This window comes from Paraburkholderia sp. RCC_158 (assembly GCF_041355255.1).
In the GTDB taxonomy this organism is placed as follows: Bacteria; Pseudomonadota; Gammaproteobacteria; order Burkholderiales; family Burkholderiaceae; genus Paraburkholderia; species Paraburkholderia graminis.
Genome location: NZ_JBFUPM010000001.1, coordinates 688,902 through 711,979 on the forward strand (window position 1 = coordinate 688,902; position 23,078 = coordinate 711,979).

Consider the following 23,078-nt stretch of genomic DNA (forward strand, 5'->3'; position numbering starts at 1 on the left):
ATGCATCGTGCCGCAGAGCGCGGCACTTGTATGCAGGTGCTGAAGGACAAGTGTACGGATGCAGGCGCGAGAGCTCCAATGTCGAAACCGCATGCCGTGATAGCGTTTTCGTTATTGCCGCAGTTCGCGGCGCACTAAACTAGCGGGCGGCGCATGCACCGATTCATCGTTGAATACCCATTGGAGACCAAGTGAAATTCGACACGACAACTGTCCGGCTGATCCTTGCCATTGCGGAAGAAGGCAGCATCTCGCGCGCCGCGGACAAGCTGAACCTGGCAGTCGCGGCGGCATCGCGGCGCGTGTCGGATCTCGAAGAGCAACTCGGCGCGAAGCTCTTCCAACGCGTGCCGCATGGCGCGCAAATCACCGAGTCCGGCGCGAAGCTGCTCGAGTACGTTCGGCAGATCGACAACCTGATTGACCGCATGGAAGGCGATGCACAGGCCCTCAATCATGGGCTCGAAGGGCGCATCATCATCGGTGCGCCGAAGGCGGTCGTCATTCAGTTTCTGGCGCGTGAAATCGCCGGGATTCAGCGCAAGTATCCGCGCATCGCGCTGAAAATCGTCGAGGAAAACAGCAAGATCGTGCAGCAACTGCTGCGCGACAAAGTGATCGATGTCGGCATCTACGAGAAGAAAAGCGGCTTTCTCGATCTGGACAAATGCGCGTATCGAGAAGATCGCCTCGTGCTGGTTTATAGCCGCGCGCATTTTGAATTCGGCAATGGACCAGTGGGCATCGACGACATTCTCGATCTTCCCATTGTGAGCCTCGGCAAGGGCTCGGCCGTGCTGTCCGCCGTGGAGCGCGCGTATCGCAGCCGCGGCCGGCTGTTTCCGGACAACCTGACCGTCAACGGCTTCGACACCATGCTCGCGATGGTGCGTCACGGCCTCGGCGTCGGCTTCATGCCGCCCGATGTGTTGCAGAGCTTTCATCCCGAGGCATCGCTCGCATCGGTCGAACTCGACGGAGACTGGTCGCGGCGCAGTTACGTGCTGTCCTGCGTCGAGGGGCACGCGCAGGAGCAAACGCTGCGCAACGTCGTCGCGGAGTTGCTGGCGGGTGCCTAGCAGTCTAGCGGTCTAGCTGGAGCACACACGCGCGACGGTTTCGCGATCCGCGAAACCAGCCATGACGTAGCGATTCTTGCGGCAACGCTTCCGCCCGGCGACAGTGGAGTCACAACATGACTCACCGACCGAGGAGGAAGCCCGACATGACGCAATCAACGCATCTACCGCTGCAAGGCATACGCGTGCTCGACGTGAGCCAGGTCATGGCGGGGCCGTTCGCCTGCATGATGCTGGCCGACCTCGGCGCGGACGTCATCAAGGTCGAGCCGCCCGAGGGCGACCAGACGCGCAGTTCGATGGGCTTCAAGATGAAAGGCCCCGACAGCATGGGTTTTCTCAACCTCAACCGCAATAAGCGCTCCGTCACGCTCGATCTGAAAAGCGACGAAGGGCGCGAGATGTTCTACAAGCTCGCGAAAACCGCGGACGTCATCGTCGAGAACTATCGGCCGGGCGTCGTGCAGCGGTTGCGGATCGATTACGAGTCGATCAAGGCGATCAATCCGAAGATCGTCTACGTGAGCATTTCCGGCTTCGGGCAAAGCGGGCCGTGGGCGTCGCGGCCCGGCTTCGATCTGATGGCGCAGGCCATGTCGGGCGTGATGAGCGTGACGGGCTACAAAGGCGGCAAGCCCGTGAAAGCCGGCGTTCCGGTCGCGGATATCGGCTGTGCGATGTTCGCGGTGTTCGGTCTGCTGTCGGCGTATATCGGCGCGCAGCGAAGCGGTGAAGGCCAGCATATCGACGCGTCGCTGTTCGATTCGATCATGGCCTTCTCGATCTGGGACATGTCCGACTATTGGGGCACCGGCGTGCCGCCGACACCGCTCGGCACGAGCAACAAGATGAGCGCACCCTATCAGGCCGTGAAGGCGCGCGACGGTTACTTCGTGATGGGCGCAACCAACCAGAAGCTATGGACCCGGCTGTGCGAAACGCTGGATCGGCGCGATCTGATCAATCACGCGGATTACGCGAGCGTGTCGCTGCGACTGAAAAATCGCGAGGCGATGATCGAAGTGCTGGAACAGGAGTTCGGCAAGCGCGACAGCAGCGAATGGGTCGATCTGCTGCTCGCGGCCGGCATCCCCGCAGGACCAATTCTTTCGTATCCCGAAGCATTTGCAAGCGCGCACGCACAGCATCGCAACATGTGCATGGAGATCGATCACCCGAACGAGGGCAAGGTCAAGAACATCGGCTTTCCGGTCAAACTGCTTGGCACGCCGCCGACCGTGCGCCGCCATCCGCCGCTGCTCGGCGAGCACAACGACGAGATCTTCGCCGAAATCAACGGAGCCGCGTCATGAGCGAACCGGTTCGTCTGACCGTTCACGCTTCGGGCGCGGCGGAAATCCTCATAGACAGACCCGAGCGGCACAACGCGATGACGCTCGACATGTACGAGTCGCTGCTTGCACTCGTGGCGCAATGCGAAGCGAACGACGACGTGCACTGCATTCTGCTGCGCGGCGCGGGCGGCAAGTCGTTCATTTCCGGCACGGACATCGGCTATTTCAAGGACTTCCGCGACGGCCGCGATGGGCTCGCATACGAAGCGTTCGTCGAGCGCGTGATCGACACTGTCGAGCGAATTACCATGCCGACCATTGCGGTGATAGACGGCTGGGCGGTGGGCGGCGGTCTCGCGCTCGCGACGGCCTGCGATTTTCGCGTGTGCACCGACGCTTCGCGCTTCGGCGCACCGATTGCGAAGACGTTGTCGAACACGCTGTCGTCGCGCAATATCGCGCGGCTTCAGGCAGCCTTCGGCACACCGCGCGTGAAGAAGATGCTGATGCTCGCAGACTATCTGAGCGCCGAAGAAGCGCTCGCGTGCGGATACGTGCACGAAATCTGCGGGCGAGACGCATTGCAGGAAGCGGCGCACTCGCTCGCGCAACGTTTGATTGCGCTTTCGCCCGTCACGCAGCACGCGGTGAAAGAAAGCCTGCGCCGCATCGTGATCGATCAGCGGCTCGACGACGAGGATCTGATCGAAAGCGTGTACGGCAGCAGCCGTTTCAGGGAAGCGGTCGCGGCGTTCACGTCGAAGTCATGACGGCGTAGCCGCAGTCGCGATACCTTTGCATAAGAGACTCGCTCGAGGCGCCGCAACAGCGGCGCTTTTTTTATGCCTTTGTTTCGCACGAGCGTCCACCGCGGCGGGCACGTGGCGTCACGCCAGGGTTTTCATCGACAAAAATTCCTGTTGCCAAACTTTTTGATGTCGTAGTATCCGCATTGACAACATATGTTGTCGCTTATGCCGACGGAACACCGCATGTTGTAGACACAACGCGTGTTCATCGTCAATCAATGCGGAGAAAATCATGGTACGTCGCGTCTTCCTCATGTCCGTCGTTGCGGCCGCGCTATTCGGCAGCGCGCTCGCCCGCGCAGACACCAAAGAACTCGTGGTCGGCACGGACACGTCGTTCATGCCGTTCGAATTCAAGCAGGGCGACAAGTACGTCGGCTTCGACCTGGACCTGTGGGCCGAAATCGCGAAAGACCTGGGCTGGAAATACAAGGTCCAGCCGATGGATTTCAGCGGCCTCATTCCCGCGTTGCAGACGCAAAATATCGACGTCGCGCTGTCGGGCATGACGATCAAGGAGGAGCGCAGGAAAGCCATCGACTTCTCCGACCCGTACTACGACAGCGGCCTCGCCGCGATGGTCCAAAGCGGCAACACGAGCATCCGGTCCATCGACGATCTGAACGGCAAGGTGATCGCGGCGAAAACAGGCACGGCCACTATCGACTGGATCAAGGCGCATCTGAAGCCGAAGGAAATCCGCCAGTTCCCGAACATCGACCAGGCGTACCTCGCGCTCGAAGCGGGCCGCGTCGACGCCGCGATGCACGACACGCCCAACGTGCTGTATTTCGCGAGCACGGCCGGTAAAGGCAAGGTCAAGGTCGCCGGCACGCCGGTGAGCGGCGACAAGTACGGCATCGGCTTTCCGAAGGGCAGTCCGCTCGTTGCGAGCGTCAACGCGGAACTCGCGAAGATGAAGGCCGACGGCCGCTATGCGACGCTCTACAAGAAGTGGTTCGGCTCCGAGCCGCCCAAATCGTAATCGTTGCGACGTCCCGTGCGGCAGTTCCCGCCGCGCGGCAGACGCACACCTAAGGAGCGGTTCGTGGAATTCGATTGGACAGTTATCTGGAGTGCGCTTCCAGATCTGATAGACGGCGTGGAGCTGACTGTATTCATCGCCTTCGTGGGCTTGATCGGCGGCTTTATCGTCGGTGTCGTGGCGGGCACGTGCCGCGCCTACGGCCCGCTTGCGCTAAACGTGATTGCGCAGGTTTACGTCGAACTGATACGCGGCACACCGATTGTGGTTCAGGTGATGTTTCTCTACTTCGCGTTGCCGTTGCTTGCGCATTTGCGAATCGACGGGCTGACCGCCGCCATCATCGCCATTACGGTGAATTCGGGCGCCTATCTTGCCGAGGTGGTGCGCGGAGCCTTGCTGTCGATCCCGAAGGGCTTGATGGAAGCAGGCCTCGCGATGGGACTCTCGACGCCGCGCGTGCTGATGAAGATCATCGGGCCGCTCGCATTTCGACGCCTGATTCCGCCATTGGGCAATCAGTGCATCGTCAGCTTGAAGGACACGTCGCTGTTTATCGTGATCGGCGTCGGGGAACTGACGCGCAAGGGTCAGGAGATCATCGCCGGCAACTTTCGCGCGGTGGAAATCTGGTCCGCCGTCGCGGTCATTTATCTGGTCCTGACCGGTGTCATGACGCTGTCGCTGCGCGTCGTCGAAAGAAGGATGCGAATTCTATGAGCATGATCGAATTTCAGCGCGTCTCAAAGAGCTTCGGCCATCTGCCGGTGCTCAACAACATCGATCTTCGCATCGAGAGTTCGGAAGTCGTGGTGGTCGTCGGGCCGTCGGGCTCGGGCAAGTCGACCATGCTCCGCTGCATTAACGCACTCGAAAAAATCAGCGGCGGCGAACTGCTCGTGGACGGCCTGAGCGTGAAAGGCAATGCGTCGGACATCCGCGCGATCCGTCTGGAAGCGGGCATGGTGTTTCAGCAGTTCAACCTGTTCCCGCAAATGACCGCGCTCGAAAACGTGATGTTCGGCCCGATTCAGGTGCGCGGCGCATCGCGAGCCGAAGCGCGCGATCAGGCAATGGCGCTGCTCGACAAGGTCGGGCTCGAATCGCGCGCGAATCACTATCCGTCCGAGTTGTCCGGCGGACAGCAGCAGCGCGTCGCAATTGCGCGCGCGCTGGCGATCAGGCCGAAGCTAATGCTGTTCGACGAGCCGACTTCGGCACTCGATCCCGAGCTTCGTCATGAAGTGCTGAAGGTCATGCAGGATCTCGCGACGGAGGGCATGACGATGATTGTCGTCACGCACGAGATCGGCTTCGCCAAGCGTGTCGGTACGCGCCTGTTGTTCATGGACAACGGCGGCATCGCGGAAGATGGCGCGCCGGGCGAGCTGATCGACAACCCGCCCACGCCGCGCTTGAAGGACTTTTTGAAGCACGTCGGCTGAAAAAGCCCGGCCTCGATTCACCGAAGCAAGCGCCGCTCGCGCGGCGCACCAGGCTTTCGCGGCCTTCACCGCACTACGTTACCACGTGCTGCTTAATCGTAGTGGCGATGCTTATGACGCTTCTTGCCCGAACGATAACCGCGCGAATAGTCGTCGGAATACGAGTTCGAGCGCGAGATGTTGCCGCCGAGCGCCGCGCCCGCGCCGCCACCCAGGGCTGCGCCGACGAGGCCGCCGCCACGGCCGCCCATTGCATTGCCGGCCGCCGTGCCGGCGCCGCCGCCCAGCGCGCCGCCGACGATCGCACCCGTGCGCTCACGGCGGTTCGACGTCACCGCGCCGCCCGCGCCGCCGCCCACGGCGCCGCCGATCACGGCACCCGTGCTGCCACCGACCGCGCCGCCCAGTGCCGCACCCGCAACGCCACCGAGCGCGCCGCCCAGCGCATTGTTCATGTCGCCGGCCACAGCCGACAAGGACGCCGCGCTCGCAAGCGCCGCGACAGCCACAATCTGGAGGATTTTTCTGGACATAAAAGGTCTTTGGTTTTTATGAGACGGCGCCGAGTATAACCGGTGACATGAAAGCCCTCTGTAACCACTGCACGGCTTACCGGTAAGACGTGTAACAAATGATGTAGCGCCGTCATTTTTACCTTTTTACTGTCCGCTGGCCTCAGCGCTTGCGCTTCTTTTTTAGCTCGATCGTTTCGAACAATTCGTAGTTGGCGGTCGGCGTCTGATCGGCGCCGGGCGCATGGTAGTAGTTCATCGTGATCGTCGTCTCGCCGCCCGCGTGACCCGGATCGTGATCGAACACGGCGATGCCGTAGCCCGTGCCCGTATCGCGTTGCGCGGACCAGATCGCATCTTCGACGGCATCGGCGCTCGCACGAACGAAGGTGCCCGCGGCCGTGCCCGGCACCGGACGATTCGGCCGCGTGAAGATGCGCGCTTGCGGCAGTCCGGTGCCTGCATCGACGCCATAGACGTCGAGCGGCGCGCTCGTGCCGCCGCCGCCGAGAATCAGGTGGATCGTGCCCTGGCTCGTATCGAACGTGGACGCGCCCGCAGAGATCGCCGACATCACCGGCTTTGGCTGCAAGGTATCGACCGGATGGCCCGTGGCGATGTCGGTGCCTTGTGATGATTGCAGCCGCGCACGGGGTAGCTGCGCTCGTAGTCGTGATCGTGGCCGCACAGCACGAGGTCCACGCCGTAGCGGTCGAAGAGCGGCAGCCACGCCTCCCGAATGCCTTTGTCGGAACCGTTGCCTGTCTTCGACGAACTCAGCGCGTCCTGGTGCATCTGCACGACGATCCAGTCGATGTCGTGATCGTCGGCCGCGTGGCGCAGTGTCTTTTCGAGCCAGCGCGTCTGTTCGCCATCGCTGTAGCCTCGCACATAAAACGAGGTGCCTGGCTGGATCGGCGGATTGCCGGTGCTTGCGGCCGGCACAAGCGGGGCCGGTCCGGCGACGAAGGCGGCGGCGTCCTGATAGACGACGTCGTCGGCATCGAGCGAAATGAACAGCACCGAGCTTACGCGGAAGCTGTACCAGCGGCCCTGAAAACGCGTGTGATTGTCGGGCAGCGCATAACGCGCGAGATACGACGCGAAGCCTTGCTCGCCGTTATGGAACTCGATTTCATGGTTGCCGGGGCACGGCATCCACGGACGATTCGCCGCCGAGTTCTGGCAGTTGTTGCCGAAGTCGCGCCACACTTGCGGCTGTTGCGTCGGGTTCAGGTTCGCATAGCACAGGTCGCCGTTGAGCAGATGAAACAGCGGCTGAAAGCGCTCGACGGCCTGCACCGCGAAGCGGCTTTGCGGCGACGACAGCACCCAGCCGGTGTTCGGCGTCGCGAGATCGCCATAGCTCGTGAAGCGGAAGGGCGCGCGGCCGCGCGGCGCGGTGCGGAAGCTGCCGGTGAAAGGCTGCGCGGCATTGTTGTCGTTCTCGGCCGTGACCTCGTATTCATAGCTCGTGTCGGGCTTCAGGTCGCGCAGGCGTGCGTGATAGTTGAACACGACGTCGCCGTTCAGGCCGTCGGTGTAAGTGGTCTGCACGCCATGCACGATGTGCTTCGCGTCGCCGATGCGGCCAATGCGCAGATGCGGCTTCACGGCAGCCGCGAGCGACGCCCACGACACGGTGACGTCGCTCGAAGGATCGTTGCCCCACGTCAGATGGATCTGCTCGGGCGTGCCGTCCGGCGTGCTGCTCGCGGCGCGTGCCGTCGACAGCGCGTTGGCCGCGCCGGCAAGACCCGATGCGCCCGCGAACTTCAGAAACCCGCGACGCGAAACGATGGATGCGCCTTGATCGGCTGGCGAGGCATTAGCGTTCTTTGTATTCGACATGTCTGTGTTTGTGGGTAGGAAGGACTGGCGGCTTTGACCAGTGATCCTAGTCGCGAAACGGTGACAGTTGAATGAAAAGAGCTAACCGCTAATGAGCAAGCGACGGGCAAATGACGCGCAAGCGGCTAACGCTTTGGCGGCTGCGGACTATTCGCGGGATTGGTGTCGAACTTCGAAACGCTTTCAATGCCGCGCGGGCTGTCTACGCCGGCGAGTTTCAATAGTTCGTTCTCCATCGCATCGGCGATCTGCTTGTCGTAGATCTGCTCGCCCTTCACATAGACCGTGAACGATCGCAGGTACTTTGCTTTCTTCTCCGGATTCCGGATCGTTTCGCGCGTCCACTGATAAAGCGAGTACTTCTCGGTGCCGAGCCGCTCGGCCTCGCTCACGTAGTCCGCGAATGCGTCGTACTGGCATTTCAGCGTCGCATCATGCCGACGCAAGATCCGTTGCAGTTCCGCGTGCGCCGCGCCCGAACGGGCGGTGCGCAGCGCATCGGCAAGTTCCGGCGATACGGTAAGCCGTAGCTGGAATTTCAAGGTCGAATCCACATTTGCCTCGCCGTTCGCTGTTGGATAAGAACCCTCGCGTTTGCAATACAGGCCGTGGCTCAGGACTGGTTCACGGAGCGCACGGACTGCACGGGCAGCTTGTCGTCGATACGCGCGATCTCACAGCCTTGCACCGGCCTGCCGAGCAGGAAGCCTTGCGCATGCGTGCAGCCGGAGCGCCGCACGAAATCGAGCTGCTCCTGCGTTTCGATGCCTTCGGCCGTGGTCGGCATGCCGATCTCGCGCGCCAATGCGACGATCCCTCGCACCACTGCCGCGGATTCGCGCCGATGCACTGACTCCTTCACGAACGAGCTGTCGATTTTGAGCTTGTCGAACGTGAAGCGCACGAGTGTCGACATGGTCGAGAAGCCGGTGCCGAAATCGTCGAGCGCAAGACCGATGCCCAATGCACGCAGCCGCGAGATGTTGCGCCGGGTCACGACGTCGTCGTTCAGCAGCACGGTCTCCGTCACTTCGATGTTCAGGCGCTCGGGCGGAAGCCGCGTCTTGCGAAGCACGCCCGCCACGATCGACGCAAATGCCTCCTCGCGCAATTGCACCGGCGACACGTTGACCGCGACCGGCACCTTGTCGCGCCACATGACCGCTTCCTTGCACGACTGCAGCAACGCCCACTCGCCGAGCGCGAGGATCAGCCCGGTACGTTCGGCAGTCGGAATGAAAGCGGACGGCGAGAGCTCGCCGCGCGTCGGATGCGTCCAGCGAATCAGCGCTTCGCGGCCCGTCACTTCGCCGCTCGCGAGGTCCAGGATCGGCTGATACTCCATGCGCAGTCCGATGAACGTGCGCAACGCGCCTTCCAGGTCGCTGCGCAACAGGCTCAGGCTTTCGTCGGAGACATGTTCGTGTGCGTCGAAAATCAGATAAGCGCTCTTGCCGCTGCGCTTGACCGCGTACAGCGCACGGTCGGCGCAAATCAGCAATTGCGGTCCCGTGCACGCGTGCTCGGGATACAGCGCCACACCCACGCTCGCGCCGATATGCACGAGCGCTTCCGTCAGTACGAAGGGGCGCGCCAGCGTCTTGACGATGCTGTCCGCGATGAGCCGCACATCGCGGGACGGCTCGGGCGCTTCCGAGATCACCACGAACTCGTCGCCGGCCAGGCGTCCGACGATGTCGGTGGCCGGCATCACTTCACGCAGGCGAACCGCGGCTTCCTGAAGAATCTGATCGCCCGCGGCATGGCCGAGACTGTCGTTGATCGCCTTGAAGCCGTCGAGGTCGATCAATAGAACAGCGAACAATCCGTCGCGTTGCGACGCGCTGACCGCCGTGCGCTCGAACAGCAGTTCGTTGATGCGCGCACGATTCGGCAAGCCGGTGAGGCTGTCGTGATGCGCGAGCCGCTGACTGCTTTCGCGCGCGAGCAGCAGCGCCACCGTATCGCGATTACTGCGCAGCGCAACCGTGAGAAAGCCGGCGGCGCAGAACGGCGCCTGAAACAGAAGCACGAGTTTTCCGGAGCCCGGCGACAGCGCCGCGCCGACGCCCAGCAAACCGATGATGAAGACGATCTGCAGCATCACGAGCCGCGGCGTGGCCGCATTGCGTCCCGCGAGTCCGCCGACAACGCCGACCGCGCAAACATTGCCAAGCAGAAAGAGCGTTGCGTCTCCGCTGATGTTGCACAGCAAAGCGCCCAGGCCAAACAACGCGCTCCACAGAACGCTTGCAAACAGGAAGGCGGCGGTAGGTGTCGGCAGACCCAGCGCGCTGCGGCGGCGGCACGACCAGATGAGCGCGAGCCGCACAATCAGCAGCGCGACGACGGCGCCCGTCCACGTCGCATACAGCAAGCTCGGGTGCAGATAGTAAGCGGTCGCGCAGACGCTGATTTCGCAAATGGATGCGAAGACGATGGACGCGGTGCGTGTGAAAAGATTGGCGAGAAGTATCTGGCGGTTCTCCGCGCTCAGATTCTGAGCCGAAGACACGAGCCACCGGAAAAATGGAGACCTTGGTTCGCTAAAAGCCATGACCCGCGCATTTTTAGTGGTTAGTGGTTCGAAACCGGCAGCGTGCGTACCGATTATCACGTAAACGTTCGGCAAAAGGTTAATTCCGCCAAATAGTGGCGCGAATCCGCTTTCCCACTTGCTGGGTATATGCCCGACAGAAAACGGCTTGGTAGGCCCTTTACGGAGACCCGTATCGACGAGATTCTCTATTTCGGCCTTTCGTAAGGTTAACCCCGATTTAAACGCAAACCAACAAAAGGGAAATTCTGTCTGCTGCGTGTAATAAAAGTGCAACCCAATCGATGCCATCGTCAAGCTGCGGTTTGACGGTCGCATCGCGCGCGCCTGAAAGGAGAACAATTTGGTCCTGGAACTGGAGCAAGTCAGTGTCGTTTCTGGCGGGCAACCGTATCTGTACGGCGTGGATTTGCGTCTTGTGCCAGGCGCTATCAATGTGCTGCTGGGTCCGACCCAGGCGGGAAAGACCACGCTGATGCGCGTGATGGCGGGACTGGACAGGCCGAACGCGGGCCGCGTGCTGGTCGACGGCCAGGACGTGACAGGCGTCAGCGTGCGCCAGCGCAATCTGGCGATGGTCTATCAGCAGTTCATCAATTATCCGGCGATGACCGTGTTCCAGAACATCGCGTCGCCGCTCCAGTTGCAGAAGACCGATTCGGCGGAAATTCGCCGGCGCGTGCTCGAGGTCGCGGGGAAACTGCATATCGAGCATCTGCTCGAGCGGCGGCCGAGCGAACTGTCGGGTGGTCAACAGCAGCGCTGCGCACTCGCGCGTGCGCTCGTGAAGCGCACGTCGCTCGTGCTGCTCGACGAACCTCTCGTGAATCTCGACTACAAGCTGCGCGAGGAATTGCGCATGGAGTTGACCACGCTTTTCGCGGACGGCAAGACGACCGTGGTCTATGCCACCACCGAACCGCTCGAAGCGCTGCTGCTCGGCGGCTATACCGCGATCATCGATAAAGGCCGCGTGCTGCAATTCGGTCCGACGCTCGACGTCTACAACGCGCCGGTCAACGTCGATGCAGCAGCCGTCTTCAACGATCCGCCGATGAACATGCTGACGAGCGAACTCAACGGCAACGGCCGCGCGCGTCTGCCGATCGGCGTCGACGTTCCGCTCCGGCAAGGCACCGCTGCGAACGGCGCATGCCGCATCGGCATACGGCCAGGGCACTTGCGCCTTCACGCGAAAGCGCCGCATGCAGTCGCTGTTCCCTGCCGGCTCGAACTGGCCGAGTTGAGCGGCTCGGAAACCTATCTGCATTTGCGCACGCTGACGGGCGGCATCGACCTCGTCGCGCAGTTGCAGGGCGTGCATCAAATCGAGCTCGGCACCGAACTCAACGTTTTCATCGACCCTGACGAACTGTTCGTGTTCGGCGCGGATACGAAACTGGTATCGAGCCCGGAGGCCGCTCATGGCGCGCATTGAGTTCCAGAATCTCGCGCACGCATATCGTCCGAAGCCCGCGACACTCGACGACTATGCGCTGCAGCCCATGAGCATGGTGTGGGAAGACGGCGGCGCTTATGCGCTGCTCGGGCCGTCGGGCTGCGGCAAGACCACGTTGCTCAATATCGTGTCGGGCCTCGTCAAGCCGTCCGAGGGCAAGGTGCTGTTCGACGGACGCGACGTGACCGCGCTCGGCGCGCGCGAGCGCAACATCGCGCAGGTGTTCCAGTTCCCGGTGATCTACGACACGATGACCGTGTTCGACAACCTCGCGTTTCCGCTGCGCAATCGCAGGATGCCCGCCGCCGAAGTAAAAAAGCGCGTGCACGAAGTCGCGGAAATTCTCGACATGACGCGCGATCTGCCGCACAAGGCCAGCAATCTGGCGGCCGACGCGAAGCAGAAAATATCGCTTGGACGCGGGCTCGTTCGCCAGGACGTCGCGGCGATTCTGTTCGACGAACCGCTGACCGTGATCGATCCGGCGATGAAATGGATGCTGCGCCGGCAGTTGAAAAAGATCCATCAGCAACTGAAGCTCACGCTGATCTACGTCACGCACGATCAGGTCGAGGCGCTCACTTTCGCCGATGAAGTCGTCGTCATGACGAACGGTCGCGTCGTGCAGAAAGGCGGCGCCGATGCGCTGTTTCTGCGGCCGGATCATGCGTTTGTCGGCTACTTCATCGGCAGTCCGGGTATGAATCTTTGTCCGATCGAACTCGACGCCGACGGCGCGCGAATCGGCTCACAGCGTCTCACGCTCGGCGCCGCCACCCTCGCGGCGCTGGGCGACGCGCATCAGCAGGCAAAGAGCCCGCTTACATTGGGCATTCGCCCCGAGTTCGTGCGGCTCGCCCACGAAGGCGAAGCCGGCGCCGTCAGAGTCGAGGTGCTGCGCGCGCAGCAACTCGGCAATTACCAGCTCGTGACCGCGCAATGCGACGGCCATCTCTTCAACGCGAAACTCGAGCCGCATGTGCGCGTGGTGAACGGGCCCGCCTGGCTGCGCGTGGCCGCGCCAGAAACGGTGTTCTTCTGCAATGACGAAAGAATCGATGCACGTAACGCAGAAGGAGCCGCGCAATGAACAAGCCCGTCAATCAGAAAGCGTGGCTGCTCGTAATACCCGTGTTCATCTGCGTGGCCTTCTCCGCGATCTTGCCGCTGATGACGGTCGTCAACTATTCGGTGCAGGACATCATTAGTCCGACGCAGCATGTGTTTGTCGGCACCGAATGGTTTCGCAACATCATGACCGATCCCGATTTGCGCGACGCGCTCGGCAGACAGATCATCTTTTCCGCTTGCGTGTTGCTGTTCGAGATTCCGTTGGGCGTGGGCCTCGCGCTTTCGATGCCCGCTTCCGGATGGCGCGCATCGGCGGCGCTCGTCGTGCTCGCCATGCCGTTGCTGATTCCATGGAACGTGGTCGGCACAATCTGGCAAATCTTTGGACGCCCGGATATCGGCCTGCTCGGTTACTGGCTCAATAGCCTCGGCTTCGATTACAACTACACGGCAAGCCCCACGGCCGCATGGATCACCGTGCTGGTGATGGACATCTGGCACTGGACGCCACTCGTCGCGCTGCTCTGCTACGCGGGCTTGCGCGCCATTCCCGATGCGTTCTATCAGGCCGCCGAAATTGACGGCGCGAGCCGCTTCGCGGTTTTCCGCTACATCGAACTGCCGAAAATGCGCGGCGTGCTGATGATCGCCGTGCTGCTGCGTTTCATGGACAGCTTCATGATCTACACCGAACCGTTCGTGCTGACGGGCGGCGGCCCCGGCGATTCGACAACTTTTCTCAGCCAGTACCTGACGCAAAAAGCGGTCGGCCAGTTCGACCTCGGCCCCGCCGCGGCTTTCTCGCTGATCTATTTCCTCATCATTCTGCTGCTGTGCTTCATTCTCTATAACTGGATGAGCCGCGTAGGCAAAGGCGGCCCCGCTGCGGAAGGAGACGAACATGCAGGATAAGCGCCGCTGGATGCGCACGTTGGTGCTCGTCGTCTATATGCTGTTCGCACTGATTCCGCTTTACTGGATGTTGTCGATCTCGCTGCGCACGAACGAAGAAACCATGTCGACGTTCGCCACGCTGCCGCAGCACATCACGTTCGACAACTACAAGATCATCTTCACCGATCCCTCCTGGTACTGGGGCTACATCAATTCGATCATCTACGTGCTGATGAACACGGTGATGTCCGTGCTCGTCGCGCTGCCCGCCGCTTACGCGTTCTCGCGTTATCGCTTTCTCGGCGACAAGCACATGTTCTTCTGGCTGCTCACCAACCGGATGACGCCGCCCGCCGTGTTTTTACTACCGTTTTTCCAGCTCTATTCGAGCGTCGGTTTAACCGACACGTATATCGCCGTCGCGCTCGCGCACATGCTGTTCAACGTGCCGCTCGCCGTGTGGATTCTCGAAGGCTTCATGTCGGGCGTGTCGCGAGAAATCGACGAGACCGCGTACATCGACGGCTATACGTTCCCTGCTTTCTTCGTGAAGATCTTTCTGCCGCTGATCAAATCGGGCGTCGGCGTCACGGCGTTTTTCTGCTTCATGTTCAGTTGGGTCGAACTGCTGCTCGCGCGCACGCTGACGTCGGTCAACGCGAAGCCGATTGCGGCCGTGATGACGCGCACCGTATCGGCGGCCGGCATGGATTGGGGCGTGCTGTCGGCGGCGGGCGTGCTGACCATCGTGCCTGGCGCGCTGGTGATCTACTTCGTGCGCAACTACATCGCGAAGGGCTTTGCGATGGGGAGAGTCTGATGTTCACGTGGATGTACTGGACGCCCGAGGTGGCGATCTTCTTCGTCTGCATCGTCGTGATGCTGGCCGGCATGACCGTGTGGGAACTGCGCTCGCCGACGCATGAACGCAAGGGCTTTCTGCCTATCGCGACCACGCGCGGCGATCGCCTTTTTATCGGCCTGCTCGCGGCCGCGTATGTGAATCTCGCGTGGATCGGCATTAGCGCCGAAGGCTCGACTTCGTGGCCGGGCTCGCTGGCTTCGCTACTGGTTCTGCTCGCGATCATGTGGAAAGGTTGAATAGAAACGAAACGCACGCAATGAGCACTCGCAATTGCCGGTTCCGCTGATGCCCCAAGCGGGCGCCGGAAAGATCGAAGGGGCACGAAGGACACAGGAGAAGACCATGCAACAGAGGAGACGGATCGTCGCGCTCGCAGTGGCAAGCATCGTGTCGGGTGCCTTTGGGAACCAGGCTATGGCGGGCATACCTGAAGCGCAGAAGTGGGTCGATAGCGAGTTTCAACCTAGCACGCTCTCGAAACAGCAGCAGATGGACGAAATGAAATGGTTCGTCGACACCGCGAACAAACTGAAGTCGCAAGGCGTCAAGGAAATTCACGTCGTGTCGGAAACGATCGACACGCATATCTACGAATCCAAAACGCTCGCGAAAGCCTTCACCGAAATCACCGGCATTCAGGTGAAGCACGACATCATTCAGGAAGGCGATGTCGTCGAAAAATTGCAGACGTCGATGCAATCCGGGCAAAGCATTTACGATGGCTGGATCTCGGACTCCGATCTGATCGGCACGCACTATCGCTATGGCGTCATCATCCCGCTGTCCGATTACATGGAGGGTGAAGGCAAGCAATACACGAATCCTGGGCTCGATATCAAAGACTTTATCGGCACCAGCTTTACGACCGCGCCGGACAAGAAGCTCTATCAACTGCCCGATCAGCAGTTCGCCAATCTTTACTGGTTCCGCGCGGACTGGTTCGCCCGCAAGGACCTGCAGGACAAGTTCAAGGCGAAGTACGGCTATGAGCTGGGCGTGCCGGTGAACTGGTCCGCGTATGAAGACATCGCCGAGTTCTTTACGAATGACGTGAAGAACATCGACGGCGAAAAAGTCTACGGCCATATGGACTACGGCAAGAAAGACCCGTCGCTCGGATGGCGCTTTACCGACGCATGGCTTTCAATGGCGGGCGAAGCCGATAAGGGCATTCCGAACGGCATGCCCGTCGACGAATGGGGCATTCGCGTGACGCCGGACGGTTGCCATCCGGTTGGCGCATCGGTGTCGCGCGGCGGCGGCACCAACAGCCCGGCGGCCGTCTATGCGACGACCAAATACATCGACTGGCTCAAGAAATACGCGCCGCCTGAAGCGTCCGGCATGACCTTCAGCGAGGCCGGCCCCGTGCCCGCGCAAGGGAAGATCGCGCAGCAGGTGTTCTGGTACACCGCGTTCACCGCGTCGATGTTGAAACCCGGCAACGTGACGAACCCGGACGGCACGCCGAAGTGGCGCATGGCGCCCTCGCCGCACGGCGCGTACTGGAAGGACGGCATGCAGAACGGCTATCAGGACGTCGGCTCGTGGACCTTCTTCAAGTCGACGCCGGCCAATCAGCGCGCCGCCGCATGGCTGTATGCGCAGTTCGTGACGTCCAAGAGCGTGTCGCTGAAGAAGTCGATTGTCGGTCTCACGTTCATTCGCGACTCCGATATTCATAGCGACTACTTCACGAAGAACGCGGACAAGTACGGCGGTTTGATCGAGTTCTATCGCAGCCCGGCACGCGTCGCGTGGACGCCGACCGGCAACAATGTGCCGGACTATCCGAAGATGGCGCAGCTCTGGTGGAAGAACGTAGGCACCGCCGTCGCTGGAGAAAAGACGCCACAGGCCGCAATGGATAACCTCGCCAAGGAGATGGACCAGGTGTTGTCGCGCTTGCAGAGAGCCGGCATGAAGGCATGCGCGCCGGAGATGAATGCGGCAAGCGATCCGTCGAAGTGGTTGTCCGATCAGCACGCGCCGTGGAAAAAGCTCGCCAACGAAAAGCCGAAGGGCGAGACGGTCAAGTACGATCAGTTGCTGTCGGCGTGGAAGGCAGGCAAGGTGCGGTAAGCGGCTGACGTCGCGATTGGCAATCCGCAGTCAGTTTGTGAAAGGGCGGCACGATTGATTGTGCCGCCCTTTCCTTTCTTATTAGCGCCGATTGAAGACTTTAAGCTACTCGTTCGCCATCTCGACTAGCTTTGCAACCGTGTTCATGTTGCGCGCGGTTCCCGTTTTGGCCGCGGGAATTTTGAGCTTCGTGTCGGCCATTCCGTTGTTGTAGTGCACGTAAATCTCGCGCGTGCCGAGCGCCATTTCTTCGTCGCGTTGGCCGCTTGCGTGAGCGAGTGCATCGGCGGGCGGCGGTGCGTCGAGAAAGATCGCGACCGTACGATTCGCTGGGGCCGACTTGAACGGATTCGCTGCGAGTACCTGCGCAAGTTCCGCGCTCGTGCGCACCGCGACGCCGACCGGCTTGCCCGCATACGCTTCGAGACAACGCTCGAGCCGGCTCTTCACCGACGCTTCGGCAAGCTTGCTGTCGAACACGACATTGCCGCTCGCGATATACGTGCGGACATTCGTGAAACCAACGGATTCGCACATACTTCGCAACTCAGCCATTGGCAGTTTTCCGGTGCCGCCGACATTCACGGCGCGCAGAAGAGCGATATATCGGGTCATCAGTGTCTTTGTGTTTTATTGAGCGTTGCAACGGATGCTTTTACATGAGCGAAGCGGCTCGCGCGATCATCAGCAAACCCATGCCGACGATTGAATACCCAATACCTCGCGCGACAAGCGGACCACGCGGCGCGAGACGCTCGAGCGTGATCGCCACAGTAAGCGCGGCCATCGCAAGAAGATCCATCACGCCGATCGCGACGAGTACCGCAGTGAAGCTCGCGCAGCAATAGCAGCAATGGAGCCCGAGGCGCAAGCCGTATCGTAACGCGGCGTCCGAGCGCAGCGGCAATACAGCGTGACCGCATTCCTGTGGCTGTTGGCACCAGTCGAGATAATGCGCCTTCCATGCGGAGGATTGCAACGCGCCTGCGAGCAGCACCATTACACCGGCTATAACGGGCACAGCATGCGAAAGCGCCGGCACTCGCATTTGAAGCGTGGCCAAGGCCGCGCCGAGCGCGAACACCACCGCGCCCAATGCAGCCCATACGGCGAAATAGCCGATGCCTGCGAGCCAGGTCAACCATGTGAGCGCGGGTGCCCGCGCGCGCCCGTGCCGCGCGCTGTCGAGCGCTTCGCGATAACGCCACAACACAGGTGCAACGGAAGGCAACATCATCGCGGTCATCATCGCGATCCACATGCCGACGAACGACGCCGCGACGCGCAGCCACGTCTTTCCGCACATGGGCATCCACATCATCGACAAGCTCCAACCGCCGCGCATCGGCAACTCGCCCATTGCCGACATCGACAGACAAGCCGCGATGGTCGCGCCCGCACTGATCGCGAACAGCAAGCCGCAGACGCTGTAGAAAACAGCGCGCGCAGAGCATCGCGCGCCGCTTTCGCCGACGCTAACGAGGTCCATCACGCGCCTCAGCGCTTCTCGTATTCGTCGTGACGGCGCCACCAGATGCCCGTCTCGTTGCGCCCTTTCGGCGCGCGGTCGAGCCATTGGTACATGCCCCACAGTCCGTCGAGTCCGCGCGCATAAGTCGAGTACGTGTGGTACACGTGGCCGTCTTCGAGCACGAACGCGCTCAGTCCTGGCCGGTCGCGCGCGTACGTCGACGGGTCGGTTCCGCAAGTCTCCGCAAACTGAGCGACGGGTTCGGGCGCCGGCACGGCGTCCATTGCGTGACGGCCGCGCTGATAGTTATATTCGACGGTGCCCTCGCGCTGCTGCTGCTCGGTGAACGAGATGTTGAAGTCGAAGTTGAAGTCGCTGCCCGCCGACGACGCCCACGGAAACGTCCAGCCCATGCGCCGTTTATATTCCTGAAGCTTCGCAAGCGGGGCGCGCGAAATCGCCATCAGCCTCACGTCGTGATTCGCGAGATGAACCTCGAAGCCGTCGAATCCGTCCGCAATCGACGAGCACGACGGGCAGCCCGCCTTGTAGTCCGGCCCGAACATGAAGTGATAAACGAGAAGCTGCGAGCGTCCTGCAAACAGATCGGCAAGCGTTGCACTGCCTTGCTCGGTTTCAAATCGATACGTCTTGTCGACGCGAACCCAGGGCGATTCCTGGCGTTGCCGAGCGATCTCGTCGCTGCGCCGCGTCAATTCTTTTTCCGCGTTGAGCAGATCGAGGCGCGCGGCCAGCCATTCTTCGCGTGTCCCGGTCTTATGTGTCGTGGTCATGGCTCTCTCCGTTCGGTTTCCTTCGTCGTTCGATCGCTTTCGATACGACGTACTGGTTAGCGGTCGTGCTAGATTAGTACCGGGATTCCTGACCGTGGGAGTGACAAGTGTGGCGCGATTTCAATGAAGACCGATCCGCTCATTCAAGCCGCGGCGCAGGCACTCGCGGCCGGTGATCCGCTCGGCGCATTGAAGCGCGTCGCCTTGCGCGACGACGCGCCGGCGCTCGCCCTTCGCGGCATCGCCATGGCGCAGCTCGGTGATCTGATTCGGGCGAAGGCGCTGGTGCGAAGTGCCGCGCGCGCGTTCGGCGCCCGGCAAGCCGTCGCGCGTGCGCGATGCGTGGTGGCGGAAGCGGAGATCGCCCTCGCCTCACGCGATCTTGCATGGCCAGCCAAAGCGCTCCGCGACGCGCGCGCGATTCTCGAAGCCCACGGCGACCGCGCCAATGCCGCGCATGCAGCGTATCTGGAGGTGCGGCGGCTCGTGCTGATCGGTCATATCGACGACGCCGAGCGCCTGCTTGCCGCGCTCGATCCCACGCCTTTGCCGCCTGCGTTGCGGGCCGCGCATGAGCTGGTCGTCGCAGGCGTCGCGCTGCGGCGCTTGCAGACTGCCGCGGCTCGCGTCGCATTCGCACGCGCGAAACAGGCCGCCTATGAAGCGCGTATTCCCGCGCTGATCGCCGAAGTGGAAAGCGCTTCGCACACGCTGAAGCTGCCGGCCGCGCGTTTGATCGCAAGCGGCGAAGAGCGGCTTTTACTGCTCGACGAAGTGGAAGCGTTGCTCGCGTCAGAGGCGCTCGTGGTCGACGCATGCCGTCACGTCGTGCAGAAGACCGGCGCGATCGTCTCGCTGACGCGGCGGCCCGTGCTGTTCGATCTCGCGTATCAGCTCGCCGAAGCGTGGCCCGCCGATGTCCCGCGCGACGCGCTGATCGCGCGCGCCTTCAGGACGAGCCACGCCGACGACTCGCATCGCGCGCGCCTGCGTGTAGAAATGGGCCGCTTGCGCACGATGCTCGGCGCGCTCGCCGAAGTGAGTGCAACGCGGCGCGGCTTTGCGTTGATGCCGCGTCACGGGCATCGCGTTGTGCTGCTCGCGCGTCCCGTCGAAGAAACTCACGCGGCCATGCTCGCACTGCTCGCCGATGGCGAGTCGTGGTCGAGTTCCGCGCTTGCGCTCGCACTCGGCGCAAGCCAGCGCACCGTTCAGCGCACACTCGATTCGCTCGCGGCCGCAGGCAAGGCGCAGTCTTTTGGCCGCGGACGCGCGCGCCGCTGGATGGCGCCGCCCGCATCCGGATTCGCGACAACGTTGTTACTCTCCGCACCGCTCGCGCTCAATTAGGATGACAGCATGAATCGATCGAACGCCACCATCATCCGTGAATACGGTCCCTTTCCGGACGTCGAGCAAGTGGGCGGCGTCACATATGACGGCCAGCATGTCTGGATCGCGGCCGGCAAGACGCTGAACGCATTCGATCCCGCGAGCGGTGACACGCTGCGCAGCATAGAGATCGCCGCCGACGCGGGCACGGCCTTCGACGGCCAGCATCTGTACCAGATCGCCGAAGGCCGCATCCACAAGATCGACCCGGCGAGCGGCCGCATACTCTCGTCGATCCCCGCGCCTGGCGGCAACGGCGCTTCGGGACTTGCGTGGGCGGAAGATTCGCTGTGGGTCGGCGAATATCGCGAGCGCAAGATTCATCAGGTCGATCCCGAGACCGGCGCGGTGCTGTCCACCATTCAATCGAATCGCTTCGTGACGGGCGTCACGTGGGTCGACGGCGAGCTTTGGCACGGCACCTGGGAAGACGACGCGAGCGAGCTGCGTCACATCGATCCGGGTACCGGCGAAGTTCTGGAAAGCCTCGAGATGCCGGCGGGCGTCGGCGTGTCCGGTCTCGAGTCGGACGGCGGCGAGCAGTTCTTTTGCGGCGGCGGCAACAGCGCAAAAGTGCGCGCCGTGCGCCGCCCCGAACGCGAGACTGGCGAAGTCAGATAGCAGCAGTTGCGGCGCGCGGCATGCTGCGGCGCACCGCATGTTCACGCATGCCGATGACCATGATCGCCGCTGCTCATCGACTGCGGCTCGTCGTATTCCTGCGAGATGTCCTTGTTCGTGTAGTCGCCCAGACGCGATGCAGCAATGAGGCTCAGCAGCCCGCAAACGAACACATAGATGGCAATGGCGTAGCCCGAGTGATAGTAAGCGAACAGCGCCGTCGCGATCAGCGGCGCGGGACCGCCCGCGATCACCGACGCCAGTTGATAGCCGAGCGACGCGCCGCTATAGCGCAGCCGCCCCGTGAACGACTCGGCGATCAATGCGGCTTGCGGCCCGTACATCATCGAGTGCGGTACGAGCGAGAGCACGATGGCCACGAAAATCCACGTCGGATCGCGCGTGTCGACCATGGCGAAATAAACAAAGCCGAAGAGGCCCGCCGCGGCCGCGCCGATCATGTACATGCGGCGGCGCCCGATCAGATCGGACACATGGCCGAACAGCGGAATGGTGCCGAATTCGAGCACGGAAGCGACCAGCACCGCCGTCAACAGCAGATCGCGAGACGCGCCGAGTGTCGTTACGCCATACGTGAAAACGAACGCCGTGAAGATATAGAACGGCGCCTGTTCAGCCATGCGCGCAATCGCCGAAAGAAGAATGTCTTTTGGCTGACGGCGAATGACTTCGAGCATCGGCGTCTTTTCGATTTTGCGCTCCGCGAGGAGCTTCGCGAAGATCGGCGTCTCGAGAATGTTCAGTCGAATGTAGAGGCCGATTGCGACCAGAACAATGCTCAGGAAGAACGGCACGCGCCAGCCCCAGGTCAGGAACGCGTCGCCGGAAACGGCGCTCATTGCCAATACCGCGAGGTTCGCGATAAACAGCCCGGCCGGCACACCGAACTGCGGCCACGACGCGACGAAGCCGCGGTGCGCGTTGGTGCGCGCCCATTCCATCGACATCAGCACCGACCCGCCCCACTCGCCGCCCACACCCACGCCCTGAATGAAGCGCAGCACCGTGAGTATCACCGCGCCCCAGATTCCGATTGACGCATACGTCGGAACAAACGCGACCGCGAAAGTCGCGAGTCCCATCAGCAGCAGCGTGACGATAAGCGTGGCCTTGCGGCCGATACGATCGCCGTAATGCCCGAAAATAGCCGCGCCCACCGGCCTCGCGATAAAGCCGACGGCGTAGATGAGAAACGCCTGGAGTGTGCCGACAAGCGGGTCCGATTGCGGAAAGTACAGCTTCGCAAATACCAGACCCGTTACCGTGCTGTAGAGAAAGAAGTCATACCATTCGATCGTCGTGCCGATCGTGCTGGCGATAACGGCGCGGCGCAGTTGGCGCCGTGCGTCCTCGTCGGAGAGGGGCACCGCCCCTGGTTGCGTGGCAGTCATTTCGCACCCCCGATTGAATGCGCGACATTGCTGTATTGACATGTCGCGCGGGGAGAGGTTCCGGCTTGCCATCGCATCGCCCGATTGTTGCCCTCACGCCGCTGATATTGAGCGCTTGCCCACAAAGCGCGCGACGTTCCCCCTGTGGCGTGACCACATGTGTTAGTTCGCCCACGGTTGAACCTGTCCCTCTTGCCTAAAGTCCACTCAGAAGCACGAAATCAAAAGAACAGAAACACATCAAGCATCAATCATTAGATGCGTCGGGGAGACAGTCATGAACACCAATACAAACCGCATGCGGGCGGCCGACACGGCCGCGCCGACATGCGCGAACGCTGACCTGTGTGTGCCGATTAAACATGGCGCCACACGGCACTGTCTTCTTCCACGACAACACCACTTCTTCGCAGCGAACTCTTCCGCGACTTGTGCAGTTGCATCACGCGACGGCCACGGGTTGCCTCCATGACGTTTGCCCGCT

General features: G+C 61.8%; 21 protein-coding genes and 1 pseudogene. 14 read left to right on the plus strand and 8 right to left on the minus strand.

The features are described from left to right. Positions 1–191: 191 nt before the first annotated feature. From AB6809_RS03070 to glnQ, 6 genes are all read left to right on the plus strand, one after another. Positions 192–1,079, plus strand: a complete 888-nt coding sequence (locus AB6809_RS03070) for a LysR family transcriptional regulator (protein WP_307260254.1) — start codon at positions 192–194, stop codon at positions 1,077–1,079. Positions 1,080–1,225: 146 nt separating this feature from the next. Further along, entirely contained in the window at positions 1,226–2,392 is a 1,167-nt protein-coding gene (locus AB6809_RS03075) for a CaiB/BaiF CoA-transferase family protein (RefSeq protein ID WP_029967073.1), read from the plus strand. Then, complete coding sequence (locus tag AB6809_RS03080) at positions 2,389–3,144, plus strand: enoyl-CoA hydratase (protein ID WP_029967075.1); 756 nt, start codon at positions 2,389–2,391, stop codon at positions 3,142–3,144. Before AB6809_RS03075 ends, AB6809_RS03080 begins: the two co-directional genes overlap by 4 nt. 271 nt (positions 3,145–3,415) lie before the next feature. Next, on the plus strand, positions 3,416–4,168 hold the full coding sequence (glnH, locus tag AB6809_RS03085) for a glutamine ABC transporter substrate-binding protein GlnH (protein ID WP_006047274.1): 753 nt from the start codon (positions 3,416–3,418) through the stop codon (positions 4,166–4,168). 63 nt (positions 4,169–4,231) lie between these two features. Further along, positions 4,232–4,888 carry a glutamine ABC transporter permease GlnP gene (gene glnP, locus AB6809_RS03090; protein ID WP_029967077.1) on the plus strand — a complete coding sequence of 219 codons (657 nt, stop codon included), beginning with the start codon at positions 4,232–4,234 and terminating at the stop codon, positions 4,886–4,888. After that, complete coding sequence (glnQ, locus tag AB6809_RS03095) at positions 4,885–5,613, plus strand: glutamine ABC transporter ATP-binding protein GlnQ (protein WP_006047276.1); 729 nt, start codon at positions 4,885–4,887, stop codon at positions 5,611–5,613. Before glnP ends, glnQ begins: the two co-directional genes overlap by 4 nt. A gap of 92 nt (positions 5,614–5,705) precedes the next feature. On the opposite strand, the gene AB6809_RS03100 is transcribed toward glnQ, so the two are convergent. From AB6809_RS03100 to AB6809_RS03115, 4 genes and pseudogenes are all read right to left on the minus strand, one after another. Continuing rightward, positions 5,706–6,146 carry a hypothetical protein gene (locus AB6809_RS03100; RefSeq protein ID WP_006047277.1) on the minus strand — a complete coding sequence of 147 codons (441 nt, stop codon included), beginning with the start codon at positions 6,144–6,146 and terminating at the stop codon, positions 5,706–5,708. Positions 6,147–6,288: 142 nt separating this feature from the next. After that, positions 6,289–7,976: pseudogene (locus AB6809_RS03105) on the minus strand (purple acid phosphatase family protein). A 125-nt stretch (positions 7,977–8,101) separates the two neighbouring features. Next, positions 8,102–8,530 (minus strand): hypothetical protein, encoded by a 429-nt coding sequence (locus tag AB6809_RS03110; RefSeq protein ID WP_307260260.1) that lies wholly within the window; start codon positions 8,528–8,530, stop codon positions 8,102–8,104. 59 nt (positions 8,531–8,589) lie between these two features. Beyond that, positions 8,590–10,533: an EAL domain-containing protein gene (locus AB6809_RS03115; RefSeq protein ID WP_029967083.1), complete on the minus strand. Its 1,944-nt coding sequence runs from the start codon at positions 10,531–10,533 to the stop codon at positions 8,590–8,592. Between the two features lie 343 nt (positions 10,534–10,876). Here AB6809_RS03115 and AB6809_RS03120 point away from each other — a divergent pair, with 343 nt between their 5' ends. From AB6809_RS03120 to AB6809_RS03145, 6 genes are all read left to right on the plus strand, one after another. Then, on the plus strand, positions 10,877–11,971 hold the full coding sequence (locus tag AB6809_RS03120) for an ABC transporter ATP-binding protein (RefSeq protein WP_029967084.1): 1,095 nt from the start codon (positions 10,877–10,879) through the stop codon (positions 11,969–11,971). Further along, positions 11,958–13,082: an ABC transporter ATP-binding protein gene (locus AB6809_RS03125; RefSeq protein WP_029967085.1), complete on the plus strand. Its 1,125-nt coding sequence runs from the start codon at positions 11,958–11,960 to the stop codon at positions 13,080–13,082. Before AB6809_RS03120 ends, AB6809_RS03125 begins: the two co-directional genes overlap by 14 nt. After that, positions 13,079–13,975 (plus strand): carbohydrate ABC transporter permease, encoded by an 897-nt coding sequence (locus tag AB6809_RS03130; RefSeq protein ID WP_029967086.1) that lies wholly within the window; start codon positions 13,079–13,081, stop codon positions 13,973–13,975. The genes AB6809_RS03125 and AB6809_RS03130 overlap by 4 nt, the downstream gene beginning before the upstream one ends. After that, positions 13,965–14,777, plus strand: a complete 813-nt coding sequence (locus AB6809_RS03135; RefSeq protein ID WP_006047284.1) for a carbohydrate ABC transporter permease — start codon at positions 13,965–13,967, stop codon at positions 14,775–14,777. Before AB6809_RS03130 ends, AB6809_RS03135 begins: the two co-directional genes overlap by 11 nt. After that, the gene (locus AB6809_RS03140) at positions 14,777–15,058 is read left to right on the plus strand and encodes a DUF2160 domain-containing protein (protein WP_006047285.1); all 282 of its coding nucleotides are present in this window, start codon (positions 14,777–14,779) and stop codon (positions 15,056–15,058) included. The genes AB6809_RS03135 and AB6809_RS03140 overlap by 1 nt, the downstream gene beginning before the upstream one ends. A 106-nt stretch (positions 15,059–15,164) precedes the next feature. After that, a complete protein-coding gene (locus tag AB6809_RS03145; protein ID WP_006047286.1) occupies positions 15,165–16,904 on the plus strand; it encodes an ABC transporter substrate-binding protein in 1,740 nt (579 codons plus the stop codon). Positions 16,905–17,009: 105 nt separating this feature from the next. On the opposite strand, the gene AB6809_RS03150 is transcribed toward AB6809_RS03145, so the two are convergent. From AB6809_RS03150 to AB6809_RS03160, 3 genes are read right to left on the minus strand one after another with little or no spacing between them, the layout of a single operon-like run. Further along, a complete protein-coding gene (locus AB6809_RS03150) occupies positions 17,010–17,519 on the minus strand; it encodes a DUF1697 domain-containing protein (protein ID WP_029967091.1) in 510 nt (169 codons plus the stop codon). A 40-nt stretch (positions 17,520–17,559) separates the two neighbouring features. Continuing rightward, positions 17,560–18,393: a DUF2182 domain-containing protein gene (locus AB6809_RS03155; protein ID WP_029967093.1), complete on the minus strand. Its 834-nt coding sequence runs from the start codon at positions 18,391–18,393 to the stop codon at positions 17,560–17,562. Positions 18,394–18,401: 8 nt separating this feature from the next. Next, positions 18,402–19,169 carry a DUF899 domain-containing protein gene (locus AB6809_RS03160; RefSeq protein ID WP_371025987.1) on the minus strand — a complete coding sequence of 256 codons (768 nt, stop codon included), beginning with the start codon at positions 19,167–19,169 and terminating at the stop codon, positions 18,402–18,404. A gap of 123 nt (positions 19,170–19,292) precedes the next feature. Here AB6809_RS03160 and AB6809_RS03165 point away from each other — a divergent pair, with 123 nt between their 5' ends. Then, a complete protein-coding gene (locus AB6809_RS03165) occupies positions 19,293–20,519 on the plus strand; it encodes a hypothetical protein (protein WP_029967097.1) in 1,227 nt (408 codons plus the stop codon). Positions 20,520–20,528: 9 nt separating this feature from the next. Further along, entirely contained in the window at positions 20,529–21,182 is a 654-nt protein-coding gene (locus tag AB6809_RS03170; RefSeq protein ID WP_029967099.1) for a PQQ-binding-like beta-propeller repeat protein, read from the plus strand. Between the two features lie 41 nt (positions 21,183–21,223). Here the strand turns inward: AB6809_RS03170 and AB6809_RS03175 are convergent, their stop codons facing one another. Next, positions 21,224–22,594: an MFS transporter gene (locus AB6809_RS03175; protein WP_029967101.1), complete on the minus strand. Its 1,371-nt coding sequence runs from the start codon at positions 22,592–22,594 to the stop codon at positions 21,224–21,226. Positions 22,595–23,078 lie beyond the last annotated feature (484 nt).

Bases quoted from the DNA above. Each gene is read 5' to 3' on its own strand.
- AB6809_RS03130 (WP_029967086.1), top strand. From the start codon at position 13,079: ATGAACAAGCCCGTCAATCAGAAAGCGTGGCTGCTCGTAATACCCGTG.
- AB6809_RS03075 (WP_029967073.1), top strand. From the start codon at position 1,226: ATGACGCAATCAACGCATCTACCGCTGCAAGGCATACGCGTGCTCGAC.
- AB6809_RS03125 (WP_029967085.1), top strand. From the start codon at position 11,958: ATGGCGCGCATTGAGTTCCAGAATCTCGCGCACGCATATCGTCCGAAG.
- glnH (WP_006047274.1), top strand. From the start codon at position 3,416: ATGGTACGTCGCGTCTTCCTCATGTCCGTCGTTGCGGCCGCGCTATTC.
- glnQ (WP_006047276.1), top strand. From the start codon at position 4,885: ATGAGCATGATCGAATTTCAGCGCGTCTCAAAGAGCTTCGGCCATCTG.
- AB6809_RS03135 (WP_006047284.1), top strand. From the start codon at position 13,965: ATGCAGGATAAGCGCCGCTGGATGCGCACGTTGGTGCTCGTCGTCTAT.
- AB6809_RS03170 (WP_029967099.1), top strand. From the start codon at position 20,529: ATGAATCGATCGAACGCCACCATCATCCGTGAATACGGTCCCTTTCCG.
- AB6809_RS03165 (WP_029967097.1), top strand. From the start codon at position 19,293: ATGAAGACCGATCCGCTCATTCAAGCCGCGGCGCAGGCACTCGCGGCC.
- AB6809_RS03080 (WP_029967075.1), top strand. From the start codon at position 2,389: ATGAGCGAACCGGTTCGTCTGACCGTTCACGCTTCGGGCGCGGCGGAA.
- AB6809_RS03160 (WP_371025987.1), bottom strand. From the start codon at position 19,169: ATGACCACGACACATAAGACCGGGACACGCGAAGAATGGCTGGCCGCG.
- AB6809_RS03115 (WP_029967083.1), bottom strand. From the start codon at position 10,533: ATGGCTTTTAGCGAACCAAGGTCTCCATTTTTCCGGTGGCTCGTGTCT.
- AB6809_RS03150 (WP_029967091.1), bottom strand. From the start codon at position 17,519: ATGACCCGATATATCGCTCTTCTGCGCGCCGTGAATGTCGGCGGCACC.
- AB6809_RS03100 (WP_006047277.1), bottom strand. From the start codon at position 6,146: ATGTCCAGAAAAATCCTCCAGATTGTGGCTGTCGCGGCGCTTGCGAGC.
- AB6809_RS03175 (WP_029967101.1), bottom strand. From the start codon at position 22,594: ATGACTGCCACGCAACCAGGGGCGGTGCCCCTCTCCGACGAGGACGCA.
- AB6809_RS03140 (WP_006047285.1), top strand. From the start codon at position 14,777: ATGTTCACGTGGATGTACTGGACGCCCGAGGTGGCGATCTTCTTCGTC.
- AB6809_RS03155 (WP_029967093.1), bottom strand. From the start codon at position 18,393: ATGGACCTCGTTAGCGTCGGCGAAAGCGGCGCGCGATGCTCTGCGCGC.
- AB6809_RS03145 (WP_006047286.1), top strand. From the start codon at position 15,165: ATGCAACAGAGGAGACGGATCGTCGCGCTCGCAGTGGCAAGCATCGTG.